Here is a 13,324-nt window from a genome sequence, read left to right as displayed (position 1 = left end):
GCGGACCACCAACGGTTCTCGAAGGGTCAGGCCACCTCCGAGGTCTCCGACTTGATGGCAACCTCCGTCATCCCGAGGGGAGTCTCGCCCGCGAAAGAGTCGGCATCCTGCTCGGGGAGGTAAACGTCGTGCCAGTCGGTGCCGTCGACATCCCTTCGGAGGATCAAGTAAATGATCGCCGTTGCCGACCAAAAATAACTGTAAATCCAGCCGTGGACCAGCCAACCGACTAGCACCACCCAGAACGACCCGAGTGACGAAGCGGGATCGGTCGCCGGAGCCCCCAGCGCAACCCCCCAATCGGACAGCATCAGGACGGCCCTCGCGAACCAGATCACGCCGATCAGGCCCACCGTCCCGACCCCCCAGGCCAGCGCGAGATGGCTCGCGTAGCGGATGAATCGCTGGTTGACGTAAGAATAGGACCGGCTCAGGGCATCGGCGGCATCCTCCCCTTCGGCGGCCACGGTCAGGTGCATCAGGGGCCATCCCGCGGCCAGCCCCAGGAGGATGAAGGCCATCAGGAGCCCGAGCACGAGCGGGAAGAACCCCAGGACCTCCGCGATCGTCCTCCCGACTCCGCCGGGAATCCGGTGGATCAGGCCGAACGCGGCCAGTATCGCGGAAAAGATCGAGATCGCCAGCCAGGGGGTCAGCGGGGCCCCGATCAGCGAGCCCGACTTCCGGAGCGCGAACCGGAGCGCCGATCCGATCCCCACCCGGTGGCCGACCGACGCCTGGACCACCGCGACCCGCGCGATCGCCCCTCCGAAAATCCCCCAGACCGTGATCGACCAGAGGGCCATCAGGGCCGACCGGAACCATCGGGCCGGGCCCGACCTTCGCTCGAACAAGGACGCGAAAGGCCCGATCACCGATCGTGGAGGTTCGACCATCAATCGAGCCGCGTCCCTCAACGATTCCACCGTCGGGTAATCGACCGAACGGATCGTCGAGCCCGGTTGGACCTGGGTCAATCCGGGTTTCCTGGTCGGCTCGATCACCCGATCCAGCGCGGCCCATCCCCCGATCATCGCGAGCAGCCCCAGGACCGCCAGGATCAGCTTCCTGGGGTCCGAGGCGATCCCGATGGACCGGAGGATCGGGCGTACTTCGAGGAACGGACGAGCGACGGACCCGAGGTTGTCGGCCATGCGACACTCCATTGTGTTGGTTCAGGGCCTCGCCGTTGGAGATCGCCCGAAATCCTTCCGGGCGACCATCAAGGGACGACGCAGGTCAGCAAGGTTGCGCGGCCCAGGGGCCGGACCTCGCATGGTCCGATCGCGGCGGGGAGCAACACGGTTTGCCCCAGTTCCAGCGAGACCGAGATCTCGCCCGACTGGACCCGGGCCGAGCCCCCCAGGCAGATGACGATCGTGAAACGGGATGGGTCGCCGATCGTGGTTGGCCCGTCCAGGATGAGGCGATTCAGGTCGAAGAACGCCGACCGGGCGAGCTGCTCGCGATGACCACCGGGGATCGGCTCGGGCGTCGTGGTCATCGGGGCGACCGGCCCGGCCTCGAAGTCGATCGACTCCAGGGCCTCGGCCAGGTGGAGTTGACGGGGGTTGCCGTCGACCCCGACCCGTCCCCAGTCATGGAGCCGGAAGGTGGCGTCGGACATCTGCTGGACCTCGGCCAGGACGACGCCCGCCCCGATGGCGTGGACCGTCCCCGCCGGGATCAGGATGCAATCCCCCGGCCGGGCCGGGAAGGAGTGGAGCAGCGACTCGACCGTCCCCGACTCGATCGCCCGGGCCATGTCGTCGCGAGTGGTCCCCGCCTTCAACCCGGCATAGATCTTGCTGCCCGGCTCGGCATCGATGACCACCCAGGTCTCCGTCTTGCCGTTATCGTTGGCCAGTCGAAGACCAAGATCGTCATCGGGATGGACCTGGACCGAGAGATCCTGCCGGGCGTCGATGAACTTGATCAGGAGGGGGAATTGCTCGCGAGGCCCGACCCCCGGGCCGAACAGGTCCTCGCCGCGTCCCCGGACGATGTCACGCAGCAAGGTGCCGGAGAGCGGCCCTTCGGCCACCCGACTGACATCGAGTCGGTGGTCGGAGATCTCCCAGCTCTCGGCGTAATCCGATCCTTCGCCGATCGGCTTTCCCAGGACGTGACCGAGCTTCCGGCCGCCCCAGATCAGACGCTTCAGGATCGGCTCGAATCGGAGCGGGTGGAGATCGTCGACCATGACCTGCTTCATCGGGTCCTCGGAATATCAGCGACGCTGCTCATGCTTGTAACTCCAGGACCGAGAATTGTCTATCGCGACCGGAAGATCAACGCCAGAATGAACAGCCCTCCTCTCGAATTCGGCTTCGCGGAGAAACAATCCCAGGTCAAGGCGAACACCTCAGTCAACAGGACAAGCCTGTCCTGAGGGAATTGTCGAAATCGCGAGGGACCCGCAGATACGCGACAAATGGCTTCGATTCGCAAAGTGGGTTGCCCCGCTCCCTCGGCTGTCCCCGGATTCGACCGCCGAAGGCATCGGACGACCGAAAATCGGTCGAAAGCCCGTCCTGAATTCGGCCAAAACCAACGCAAATCGCCCCAAACTCTCATTTTTACACGATCGGGTCGCGACAGGTACGCGAGGGAGCGGCCTCGGCCCGGGAGAGCGGGCGAAGTGGCGGTCGCGGCGAGGTCATGGACGGTCTCGGGTTCAGGCTCGGAGCCGTTCAGGCTCCCGAACCCGGACGTCCCGGCGAGAATCGCTCCGCCGCTCGATCTTCGGAGCCAGGATCATCGGGATATCTCGGTCCACGCCCGACCCCGGCATCGGGTCGAGTTCAAGATCGGCGGGGGCTTCGAGGGCTGCCTCCTCCGCGAGAGCCTGAGACCCTCCGGGGTCGGACTCGTTCGAGGCTCTCGACTCCGACCGTGAAGAGGTTCGGGATTCCCAGTTGGGAGCGAGGTCGGGGTGAGCGGCCCGGTGGGGCGACTCGTACTTGATCTGGGCCAGGCACCAGCGGAGTCGTCGATGGAGGGTCGACTCGTATCGTCGGAGCCTCCGAAGCTCGGGGTCCTCGTCGGTGGTCAGGTCGGCGAGGGCCAGCTCTCGGTTCACCTCATCGAGGTCGGCGACCAGTTCCCGGCGTTCCTTCAACGCGGCGATCTCGCGACGTGCCACGCTCGCCGGGCCTTCGGGCGGACCGATCAATCTCCCCTCCTGGTCGATCAGGGCCCCCGGCTCGTGCCCCTCGCGGAACTCGATCGGGGTGCCCATCAGGTCGAAGGCCAGCCGGGACTGTTCCAGGGACCAGGCCCCTTTCCTATCGGCCACGTAGGCCAGCATCGCCCAGCGTTTCATCAGCCAGTCGCACCCTTGAGGGGTCCGCCGGAGGGCCTCGGCCACTTCCTCGGGACGCTTGCCGATCTGGGCGCCGAGGGTCGCGGCCTGAGCGATCCGGTCGTCGTCCCAGGTCAATTCGGCCCGGAGGGAGATCTTGTCGCGGACCCGCCGCTCGATCCGCTCGCAGCGGTCGATCCTCAGACTGATCAGGGCGACTTCATTCACCAACCAGCCGTGGAACTGGTTCTGGGGCTTGAGGGTGTAATAATAGGCCGAGGACCGCTCCTGGATCGCCTCGACGCTCTCGGGCACGACGATCGCCGAGCAGAGCCCATGCTTCAGGGCGTTGGCGCGAGATCGCTCCTTCCCCTCGGGGGTCTTCGGACCCGTGCTCTTGAGGGCGTTTCGGCGATTGGCTTCGCGACGGGCATCGGAGACGATCATGGCGGCTCTCGCGACAATGGGCGGGATCGGGAGGATCTCCCCCGAAGTTTCGGGGCCACGCCCCCCGGCTAACACACTTCCCGGCCCGAGTCGGCCGATTTCGACCGAGGAAGCCACCCATCGCCCATCAAATCGCGAGAAATCCCGGAAATATGAAATGATCCTCACCCCGAACCGGCACTACAGTGCGAGAGCAGGAACCTTCGGGGAGGATCGAGACCAATGGCGATGGAATTGACGGCGACCGAGGAGGAGGCCCCGACGCCCCAGGATCGTCGGGTGTTCGAGACCTGGCCCGACGGGCAACTCCTGGGTCGATTCCTCTCCGGGGCGGATGAGTGGGCCGAGTTGGCCTTCGCCGCCCTCATCGAGCGACATGGGCCGGTCGTCCACCAGGTCTGCCTGGAGATCCTCCGGGACCGCGAAGAGGCCCGAGACGCCACTCAAGCGGTCTTCCTCGTCCTGGCCCGGAAGGCGGGCTCGATCCGGAAGCCCGCCTCGCTCGGTCCCTGGCTCCACGGGGTGGCCTTGCGGGTCGCGCGTCGAGGACGAGGTGAGTCCGCTCGCCGGAAGATCGCCGAGCGCAAGAGGGCCGAGCTCATGGGTGGCTGCCGGTCGGAGAAGGGGTTCCGAGGCCAATCGGACGACCTCGGACTGCGTGAGGAGGTCGGCCGACTGCCCGAAAAATATCGGGAGCCGATCCTGCTCTGCTACTGGGAAGGATGGACCCAGGAACAGGCCGCCGAGGCGCTCGGCTGGCCGCTGGGGACGGTCCAATCCCGCCTCCATCGGGGCCTGGAGCGATTGCGATCGAGGCTGGGCCGGAAGGGGGCCTCGTTCGCCACCCTGGCCGGTCTCGGCCTCGCGGCCGGGCCCGAAGCGAGGGCCGCGCTGCTCGACCGGGTCTGGATCGAGGAGACGGCCCTTGGCGCCTCCCGATTCGCCAAGGGGCGAGGGACGACCGGGCTGATCTCGCCCGGGGTCACCGGCCTGGCCGAGTCCACGCTCTCGTCGATGTTCTACGACCCGATCAAGATCGCGGCGCCGATCCTGCTCGTCCTGCTGCTGGCCGCGACCGCCCTCCGATGGTCTGGCCGACCGACCCGCGAAGGGGCCGTCGAACCTCCTCGATCGACCCTCGGGCCGGTAAAGATCTCGCCGACCCCGGCCCCGATCCCCCCGAAGCCTCGGGTTGCCGCGATCATCCCGGCTCCAAAGGGACCCGACCGAGCCCCGGCCGTCGTCCCGATGCCCCCCTCCCCGGTCCAGCCAGAGGACGAAGGGGACGACTTCGCGAAGTTGATGGACCCACTCAGGCCGTCGCCCGGCGAAGTCCGACCGGCCGAGGCAGGGCCCTCGGGCCGCGAGTTGTTCGAGAGGACGTGGTCGAGGAATGACCCCAGGAGCCACGGCGGCGACGGCCTCGGGCCGGTCTTCAACGGATCGTCCTGCGTCGCCTGCCATCATCTCGGCGGGGTCGGCGGGGCCGGTGGGATCGCCCGAAACGTCGAGATCGCGACCGTCTCATCGGGGATGGCCCAGGGCTCCGGCTACTTCTACTCCTTCAGCATGGACTTCGGGTCGGGGCAATTCGACTACCGGATGGGAAACGCGGCGGAGGTCCGGGGGACGGCGGGGAACCGGCCCGACCCGAGGATGCTCGGTGCGATCCATCCCGGTTTCCGCCAGGCCCGGAGCGTGATGCTCCACCAATTCGGCACCGACCCGGGGTATGACGCCTGGCGAGGGTCGGTCCCGGGCCAGCACGGGATGATCCTGGTCCGGACTTCCGAGCGGAACTCGCCCCCCCTCTTCGGCTCGGGCCTGATCGACGCGATCCCCGACGAGGCGATCCTGGCCGCGTCCCGACGCAGGCGACCCGGCCCGATGACACCTCGAGGTCGGGTGAGCCGACTCGGGGACGGCCGGATCGGCCGGTTCGGCTGGAAGGCTCAAGCGGCGACGCTGGAGGAGTTCGTGAAGACCGCCGCCGCCGGAGAGATCGGGCTCGAGGTCCCGGGCGTTCGGCAGGCGGTCGACCCGCGATTACCCGGCCTCGACGCGCCGGGCCTGGACATGGATCGGGCGGAATGCGACGCCCTGGTGAAGTATGTCCGGGATCTCCCCGCCCCCAACGCCCCCGAAGCTGCCGACGCCCAGGAGGCCCAGCAGATCCGGTCCGGCCTGGAGGCATTCAAGTCGATCGGCTGCGCCCATTGCCACTCGCCGAGGCTGGGGGATGTCGAGGGGATCTACAGCGACCTGCTCCTGCACGACATGAGCCCGGCACTGGGAGATTCCGACTCCTACGCGGTGTTCGCGGGGGACGCCCCCGCCTTCGAGGACGGGGCGAGGGACCGATCGGGCACCGGCCTCGCTTTGGCCCAGGAGTGGAGGACGCCCCCCTTGTGGGGACTTCGCGACTCCGGCCCTTATCTCCACGACGGCCGCGCCGAGAGCATCGAGCAGGCCATCGCGATGCACGGCGGCCAGGGGGCGGCCTCGGCCAGACGCCACGCGGAGCTTTCCCCACGACGCAAGCGGGACCTCGCCACGTTCCTGAGATCGCTCGCGGCCCCCTCGCCTCACCTAGAAGGACGCTGACTCGAAAGCTAGCCGATCCCGCGCGTCGACCAATGAATCTTGGCCCGGGAGGGAGAAACGTGGGATGTCGCTTAAACTGGTGGTGCCGTAATATGAAATCGCGTCTCGTAGCGGATGCTTGTTGATCAACAAGGGGATCGCCTCATGGGTCGCACGTCATGGTTCGCGGCGATAATCCTGGGGATTAGCCTCTCTCGGCTCTCGCTTGCCGATGGACCGGCATCGGATCCCCCCGCGAGAACGCAGCAGGTCCAGCAGGCGGTCGAGCGTGCCATCGGTTACCTCCAGGAGGAGAGTGACGCGTGGTGGACCACTCGTCAATGCGCCGCCTGCCATCACCTGCCGATGCCGCTCTGGGCGCTGATCGAGGCCGAACGGCAGGGGTATTCGATCGACGAGCAGTTCCTGGCGGATACTCTCGAGTCCTTGCTGGGCAGCAAGGACAACTTGCTGGCCTCGAGGATCTTCCCGAATCCGGCCGCCCCACCCGACCCGCGCCCGCAGGGTCGAGGGCTGAACATGGGGCTCCCGTTCCTGGCCGTCGCGGCGCGCTCGAGACCCGCGCCAGTCGAGGGGCAGCAGGAAAGCCTGAATCTGATCGCGGAGGAGATCGTCAGGAAGCAGCAACCGGATGGCTCGTGGGAATTCTTCCCTACCCTCAGGCGACCACCGATCAACGAGAGCCAGATTACCGACGTCGCCTGGATCATCATGGCCTTGCAGGGGGAGACCGGCCCCGACTCGCCGACGTCCCGACGCGAGGCCCTGTCCAGGGCGATCGCCTGGTTCGACGCCGCAAAGTCCTCCGAACTCCATCAAGAGAAGGTTTTGAGGCTGCTCGTGGCGATTCGATCCGGTAAGCCCCTCGACACGATGAAAACCGCCATCGAGGGATTACTCGCCCTCCAGCGCGAGGACGGTGGTTGGAGCCAGACCGTCCCCGATTGGAAGAGCGACGCCTTCGCCACCGGCCAGACCTTGTACGTATTGTCGCTCGCCGGATTCACGGCCGAGCGGCCCGAGATCCAACGGGCCATGGACTTCCTGGTCGCGACACAACTGCCGGACGGAAGTTGGCCGATGATCTCTCGATCGACCCCCGACGGCTCGCCGGGGAGCTCGAAACTACTGACGCCGATCAACTGCGCCTCCAGTTCCTGGGCCACGCTCGCACTGGCAAGACTCACGCCGAAAAGGCCCTGAGATCGTCCTCCGATCATCCCTCGGTCGTGGGGTCGCCGGCGATGGCCTGGGCCCCGGGCAAGGCCTGGAGCGGCGGGAGGGGACAGCCGATCGAGTCGGCGATGGCCCGGAGCAATTCCGCCTCTTCCAGAGTGATCCGGCCGTCCGCCCCGATGCAGGCGGCGCAACCCGCGAGGACCTGCTTCTTCAAGGGGGGCGCGGCGGCATCGAGCTCGTTCAGGGCCGCATCGAGCAACCGGAGGTCCAGGTCGCTCGCGGGCAAGGCGTCCTCGATCCCGGGCCAGCCCAGGTTCTTCAGACCGGCTTCGAACGCGTGGGTGGCATCGATCTCCGATGAGTGTCCGACGCGTGCCAGCATCCCGAGGACCTGGCGGATTGGTCCGGACAAGGCCTCGGGAGACTCATGGCGGACCCGGGCCGGTCGGGCATCGCCGAAATGGATGGCGAGATGCCTCATGAGCATGCGCTGGAGGGCATATTCGTACAGACTGAGTTGATGATCGGCCCGGATCAGCGCCCCCACGTCCTTGATGAAGGACAGGTATTGCTCCCCCGAAAGCCTCCGGAGGGCCGGGACCGCCATCGAGACCAGCGGAAGTCGAGACTCGGGCGGGAGCCGGAGGACTTCGGGCAGGACGGACTGGAGCAACTTGAAAGCGGCCGGATCGGCACGACCGGCCAGACCCCGGAGTTGCTCAGCCCGGACGGCCTCATCCTGGGGATCGACCAGCAGCGCAAAGACCATGATCCGGGCCCCGAACGGCTCGTAGGCCAGATCCTTGAGCGACCTCGGGAGCGAGGCCAGGATCCCGGAGGCGTAGGCGAGTTGCTGAGGGTCGACGGTCCCGACGTGGGCGACCATCTCGGCCGGGTTGAACCGGAAGCCGCCCTGGGCCGATCGGGTCTGGGGCCGAAGCGTGGTCCGGGTCGGCTCATCGGGGATGGATCTTGACTCGGTCCCGATCGAGATCCTGGAGAAATCGCCGTCGAAGGATGGGTCGATCCGCCGGATCCGATCGGCCAGCGGGGGGTGAGTGGCGAAGGCTTCGAAGAGATGGCCGACGGCGTCGCCGAAGAAAAGGTGGCTGGTCTCCTTGGCCTCGGAGGACTGGATCTTCGACCCTTCGGAGTAGGCACCGATCTTCTTGAGGGCCCCGGCAATCCCCCCCGGATTCCGGGTGAACTGCACGGCCGAGGCATCGGCCAGGTATTCGCGCTGGCGGCTCACGGCCGCCTTGATCAGGTTGCCGAAGAAGACCCCCACGTACCCCAGGACATAGAGCGCCAGCCCGATCAGGGGCCAAGGGATCCCGCCCTTCCGGTCGTCGTCGCGTCTCCCCGAGGATCGTCCCTGATAGTTCGTGCTCCGGAAGATGATCCAGCCCGTCATGCTGATCAGCAGAATGCCATAGAGGACCCCGATCAGGCGGATATTGAGCCTCATGTCGCCGTTCAGGATATGGCTGAATTCGTGGGCGATCACCCCCTGAAGCTCGTCGCGCGAGAGGTTGCGAATACAACCTCGGGTCACCCCGATCACGGCGTCGCCGGGGGTGTAGCCCGCGGCGAAGGCGTTGATCCCATCCTCCTGCTCCATGAGATAGACCGGGGGGACCGGAGTCCCGGAGGCGATGGCCATCTCCTCGACCACGTTCAGGATCTTGCGCTCGTCGGGGTCGGAGGTCGACTGCGTGAGTGGCCGACCGCCCAGGAGTTCGGCCACGGTGTGCCCGCCTCCCGCCAGCGAGGCGATCCGGTAGAGGCTCCCTCCGCCGACGAGGGCCAGGGTCGCCAGCGAGACGGCCCCGAATAGACCCGGATCCCAGAGCGTGGGGCGCTGGAAATCTCCCATAGAGCCACGCGCCGAACCCGACGCGAGCAAAGCCCCCGCGACGATCCCGTACGCGAGCAGGATGATCAGGATCACCGCGACGACGAAATAGAAGACCAGGAGCCCGGTCTTCCGACGGGCGGTCTCCTGGTGCTGGAAGAAATCCATGACGGGCTCTCGCGGGTTGGGGCTCGAACGGGCCCATCCGGGGTTCGGCTTCGAGACGGGAGGTCAGAAGGACACCCGGGGGGCCTCACGCTCCTTGGGCGAGTCGACCTCGAAGGGCTGGGCCGGGGCGAAACCGCCGAATCCCGCGACGATGTTATTGGGGAACTTCTCGCGCTCGGTGTTGTAGGCCATCACTGCGTCATTGAAGGCCTGGCGGGCGAAGGCGACCTTGTTCTCGGTCGAGGTCAGCTCTTCCTGGAGCGCCAGCATGTTCTGATTGGCCTTGAGGTCGGGGTAGGCCTCGGAGAGCGCGAACATCCGGCCGAGCGCGCCGGAAAGCTGCCCTTCGGCCGCGTTCAGCTTGTTCATCGACGCCGGATCGCCGGGGCTTCCCGCGGCCTGCTGGCTGGCACTGAGGGCCGAGTTCCGGGCATTGATGACGGCCTCCAGGGTCTCGCGCTCGTGGGTCATGTACCCCTTGACCGTCTCGACCAGGTTCGGGATCAGGTCGTATCGCCGCTTGAGCTGCACGTCGATCTGGCTGAAGGCATTCTTGTAGCGGTTTCGCAAGGTCACCAGCGAGTTGTACAGGCCTACCCCGAAGAACAGGGCGAGCAGGACGACCACGCCCAGGACGATCAGGACGGTGACGGAGGTGTCGATCGCGAACAACGGCGGCATGGCGATAATTCTCCCGATCGAGGCCCGGGGAAGTGACCTGTCCCGCCCGGCGGTCGGGAGTCACGGCCCGGTGGTGATTCGTGCGATCGCCCGAGATCTTGGTTCGACCCCGGCGCAAAATTGACGAGATGGGGAATCTGGGCCGATGGCCCGAACCCTCGGTAGATCCTCCATCCTGCCAGGGCGGACCATCGAAGTCGAGCGTCAGCCGGACGGATGCGTGCACAAGGCTGGATCGGCCCGGGCCTTTGCGATTGGGGCCTGGCGAGGGCGTGGCCCTCCGTGATATATTGTCGCTTCAGGAACGCCCCCGCCGACCTGGCCGTCCCCGCGAGGCCTCCGGCGGTGCCGACCACATGGGCTCCGACCTCGGGACCGGCCGGATCGCCCGCGATTCCTCCCCCACCCCCATCGCCGATGACCGGCACTCCCCCAGTCCTCCCCCTCGGGAGGAGGGATCGACCCCATGCCATCCGAGAAAGACCTGTTCGCCGAAGAAGAGTCGATGGTCTCGATGAGCTTCGGCGACCACATCGAAGACCTCCGCTATCGACTGGTGCTGGGCCTCGTCGGGCTGTTCGTCGGGATGGTCATCACCTTCATCCCGATCCCGATGCTCGGCCAGAGCATCGGCATGTACGTCTTCGACACGATGGAACGCCCGGCCCGGATCACCCTGAACGAGTTCTACAAGAACCAGGCCATCAACGAGTCGGCGAAGGCCAAGCAGGAAGATCGGCTCACCCCGACCGTCAAGAATTACATCCCCGCCGGGGAATTCCTGGCGCAGATCGTGGCCATCGCCCCCAAGCTCGCCCCGATGCTCCCCGACCCGAAGTCCGAGGAACTCAAGGGGAAGAAGATCGCCCTCTCCCTGACCGCCGAGGCCAGCGACCAGATCCTCAGCCAGGTCACCTCGACCTTCCGGAGCCCATTGATCTCGCTGGCCCCGCTGGAGACGATCACCATCTATTTCATGATCTGCATGGTCTCCGGCCTGGTCCTCACCAGCCCGTTCGTTTTCTATCAGGTCTGGGCGTTCATCGCGGCGGGGCTTTATCGCCACGAGCGGCATTACGTCAAGAAGTTCCTGCCGTTCTCGCTGGGCCTGTTCCTCTCGGGCGTCTTCCTCTGCTTCTTCGGGGTCCTGCCCTACACCTTGATGTTCCTCCTACAGTTCAACGTCTGGCTGGGGATCGAGCCGACGATGCGGATCACCGACTGGATGAGCTTCGCCACGATCCTCCCGGTGGTCTTCGGCGTCTGCTTCCAGACCCCCCTGGTGATGCTGTTCCTGGAGCGGGTCGGGATCTTCACGCACGAGGACTTCCGGTCGAAGCGGAGGATGGCGATCCTGATCATGGTGATCGCCGCGGCGATCCTGACCCCGGGGCCGGACGTCTTCAGCCAGCTCGCGCTGGCGGTGCCGATGGTCGGCCTTTATGAGCTGGGCCTGCTCATGATCCGGTCGAACAAGAAGAATCCCAGTCGAGCGGCGGCCTGAGGCCGATGACGAAGCGAGGGGTGGGCAGACGATGGGCGTCTCGGTCGGGATGGTTCACCTCGTGGGGGCAGGTCCGGGAGACCCGGGCCTGCTGACGCTCCGGGGTCGCGAGGCCTTGAGCCGCGCCGAGGTGGTCGTCTATGACCACCTGGCCAGCCTCCGACTGCTCGACCTGGCCCCGCCCGGAGCCCTCCGGATCTCCGCGGGCAAGTCGATCGGGCATTGCACGCTCTCCCAGGACGAAATCAACGACGTGCTGGTCGAGCACGCCCGGCTCGGCCGACGGGTGGTCCGGCTCAAGGGGGGCGACCCCTTCGTCTTCGGCCGGGGGGCCGAGGAGGCCGAGCACCTCCGGGTCTCCGGGATCCCGTTCCGGATCGTCCCGGGCGTGACCGCCGCCCTGGGCGCAACCTGCTACGCGGGCGTGCCCGTGACCCACCGCGACGCCTCCTCGGCGGTGGCCTTCGTCACGGGGCATGATGACCCCGAAACACCCGGCCGGCTCGACTGGCCCGCCCTGGCCCGATTCCCCGGGACCCTGGTCGTCTACATGGGAGTGACCCGGCTCCGGTCCCTCTGCCGGACCCTGATTCGCGAGGGGAAGTCGCCCGAGACCCCGGCCTCGATGATCCAGTCGGGGACCTTGCCCAATCAGCGGACCGTCGTCGGGACGCTCGCGGACCTGCCCGACCTCGCGATCGAGGCCGGGATCGGCCCCCCGGCCCTGCTGGTGGTGGGAGATGTGGTAACCCGAAGGCCCGCCCTGGCCTGGTTCGAGGAACTTCCCCTGTTCGGCCAGAGGGTCGTCATCACCCGGCCGGTCGACGAGGCCGACCGTTCGAGCGAAGTCCTCGAAGCCCTGGGGGCCGAGGTCCTCGTCGCCCCGACCGTGGAGATCCTCCCGCTGGAGGACTTCGGGCCGCTGGACGACGCGATCGAACGACTCGAATCGTTCGACTGGCTGGCGTTCACCTCCGGCAACGGGGTTCGCCATTTCCTGAACCGCCTCGAAGCCAGGGGCCGCGACCTCCGGGCGCTGGGCCACCTGAAGCTCGCGGCGATCGGGCCATCGACGGGCGAGGCCCTGGCGAGGTTCCGGCTGAAGGCCGACCTGATCCCCGATTCCTATCGATCCGAGGCGATGGCCCAAGCGATGCTCCCGCTCGTGACCGGCCGGAGGGTCCTCCTCGCCCGCGCGGATCGCGGCCGGACGATCCTCAAGGATGAGCTGGGGAGTGTCGCACACGTCGAACAGGTTGCGGTCTACCGGAACGTCGATGCCGGGTCGATCCCCCCGGAAGTCCTGTCCCGGATCGATTCCGGCTCGGTCGACTGGATCACCCTGACCAGTTCCGCGATCGCCGAACGGCTACACGGCCTCTTGCCCGAATCAGCCCGAGCCCGGATTGGTCAAGAGATCCGGCTGGCGAGCCTGAGCCCGGTCACGTCCTCGGCCGTCGCCCGGCTCGGTTGGCCGGTCGCCGCCGAAGCGGCCGAATTTACCTGGGATGGGCTGGTCGAGGCGATCGTGGGACGGGTGACCAAAGCGACCTGATCGCGTCGTTCAAGCGGATGAAGACAA

At 66.8% G+C, this 13,324-nt stretch carries 9 protein-coding genes; 4 read left to right on the top strand and 5 right to left on the bottom strand.

Annotated features, from left to right (window positions below):
• Nucleotides 1-26 precede the first annotated feature (26 nt).
• The 3 genes from P12x_RS05895 to P12x_RS05885 form a co-directional block, all read right to left on the bottom strand.
• Nucleotides 27-1,154 carry a hypothetical protein gene (locus tag P12x_RS05895; protein WP_435009960.1) on the bottom strand — a complete coding sequence of 376 codons (1,128 nt, stop codon included), beginning with the start codon at nucleotides 1,152-1,154 and terminating at the stop codon, nucleotides 27-29.
• Nucleotides 1,155-1,222: 68 nt separating this feature from the next.
• Entirely contained in the window at nucleotides 1,223-2,215 is a 993-nt protein-coding gene (locus P12x_RS05890; protein WP_435009959.1) for a type I phosphomannose isomerase catalytic subunit, read from the bottom strand.
• 462 nt (nucleotides 2,216-2,677) lie between these two features.
• Nucleotides 2,678-3,751, bottom strand: a complete 1,074-nt coding sequence (locus P12x_RS05885) for a hypothetical protein (RefSeq protein ID WP_435009958.1) — start codon at nucleotides 3,749-3,751, stop codon at nucleotides 2,678-2,680.
• Nucleotides 3,752-3,973: 222 nt separating this feature from the next.
• Here P12x_RS05885 and P12x_RS05880 point away from each other — a divergent pair, with 222 nt between their 5' ends.
• Together P12x_RS05880 and P12x_RS05875 are read left to right on the top strand one after the other, a co-directional pair.
• On the top strand, nucleotides 3,974-6,355 hold the full coding sequence (locus P12x_RS05880; protein ID WP_435009957.1) for a sigma-70 family RNA polymerase sigma factor: 2,382 nt from the start codon (nucleotides 3,974-3,976) through the stop codon (nucleotides 6,353-6,355).
• A gap of 144 nt (nucleotides 6,356-6,499) precedes the next feature.
• Complete coding sequence (locus P12x_RS05875; RefSeq protein WP_435009956.1) at nucleotides 6,500-7,558, top strand: prenyltransferase/squalene oxidase repeat-containing protein; 1,059 nt, start codon at nucleotides 6,500-6,502, stop codon at nucleotides 7,556-7,558.
• Between the two features lie 13 nt (nucleotides 7,559-7,571).
• On the opposite strand, the gene P12x_RS05870 is transcribed toward P12x_RS05875, so the two are convergent.
• Together P12x_RS05870 and P12x_RS05865 are read right to left on the bottom strand one after the other, a co-directional pair.
• Nucleotides 7,572-9,557, bottom strand: a complete 1,986-nt coding sequence (locus P12x_RS05870; protein ID WP_435009955.1) for a M48 family metallopeptidase — start codon at nucleotides 9,555-9,557, stop codon at nucleotides 7,572-7,574.
• Nucleotides 9,558-9,620: 63 nt separating this feature from the next.
• Nucleotides 9,621-10,238, bottom strand: coding sequence for a LemA family protein (locus tag P12x_RS05865; protein WP_435009954.1), 618 nt, complete (start codon nucleotides 10,236-10,238; stop codon nucleotides 9,621-9,623).
• 466 nt (nucleotides 10,239-10,704) lie between these two features.
• Here P12x_RS05865 and tatC point away from each other — a divergent pair, with 466 nt between their 5' ends.
• On the top strand, nucleotides 10,705-11,742 hold the full coding sequence (tatC, locus tag P12x_RS05860; RefSeq protein ID WP_435009953.1) for a twin-arginine translocase subunit TatC: 1,038 nt from the start codon (nucleotides 10,705-10,707) through the stop codon (nucleotides 11,740-11,742).
• Between the two features lie 31 nt (nucleotides 11,743-11,773).
• Nucleotides 11,774-13,297, top strand: a complete 1,524-nt coding sequence (cobA, locus tag P12x_RS05855) for a uroporphyrinogen-III C-methyltransferase (protein WP_435009952.1) — start codon at nucleotides 11,774-11,776, stop codon at nucleotides 13,295-13,297.
• The last annotated feature ends 27 nt before the right edge of the window (nucleotides 13,298-13,324 follow it).

The sequence above is a fragment of the Tundrisphaera lichenicola genome, assembly GCF_051175385.1.
GTDB classification, from domain to species: domain Bacteria; phylum Planctomycetota; class Planctomycetia; order Isosphaerales; family Isosphaeraceae; genus Tundrisphaera; species Tundrisphaera lichenicola.
This window is presented reverse-complemented; position numbering and strand designations above follow the sequence as displayed.

Coding starts and splice junctions, on each gene's coding strand:
- P12x_RS05895 (WP_435009960.1), bottom strand. CDS start 1,154: ATGGCCGACAACCTCGGGTCCGTCGCTCGTCCGTTCCTCGAAGTACGC.
- P12x_RS05890 (WP_435009959.1), bottom strand. CDS start 2,215: ATGAAGCAGGTCATGGTCGACGATCTCCACCCGCTCCGATTCGAGCCG.
- P12x_RS05885 (WP_435009958.1), bottom strand. CDS start 3,751: ATGATCGTCTCCGATGCCCGTCGCGAAGCCAATCGCCGAAACGCCCTC.
- P12x_RS05880 (WP_435009957.1), top strand. CDS start 3,974: ATGGCGATGGAATTGACGGCGACCGAGGAGGAGGCCCCGACGCCCCAG.
- P12x_RS05875 (WP_435009956.1), top strand. CDS start 6,500: ATGGGTCGCACGTCATGGTTCGCGGCGATAATCCTGGGGATTAGCCTC.
- P12x_RS05870 (WP_435009955.1), bottom strand. CDS start 9,557: ATGGATTTCTTCCAGCACCAGGAGACCGCCCGTCGGAAGACCGGGCTC.
- P12x_RS05865 (WP_435009954.1), bottom strand. CDS start 10,238: ATGCCGCCGTTGTTCGCGATCGACACCTCCGTCACCGTCCTGATCGTC.
- tatC (WP_435009953.1), top strand. CDS start 10,705: ATGCCATCCGAGAAAGACCTGTTCGCCGAAGAAGAGTCGATGGTCTCG.
- cobA (WP_435009952.1), top strand. CDS start 11,774: ATGGGCGTCTCGGTCGGGATGGTTCACCTCGTGGGGGCAGGTCCGGGA.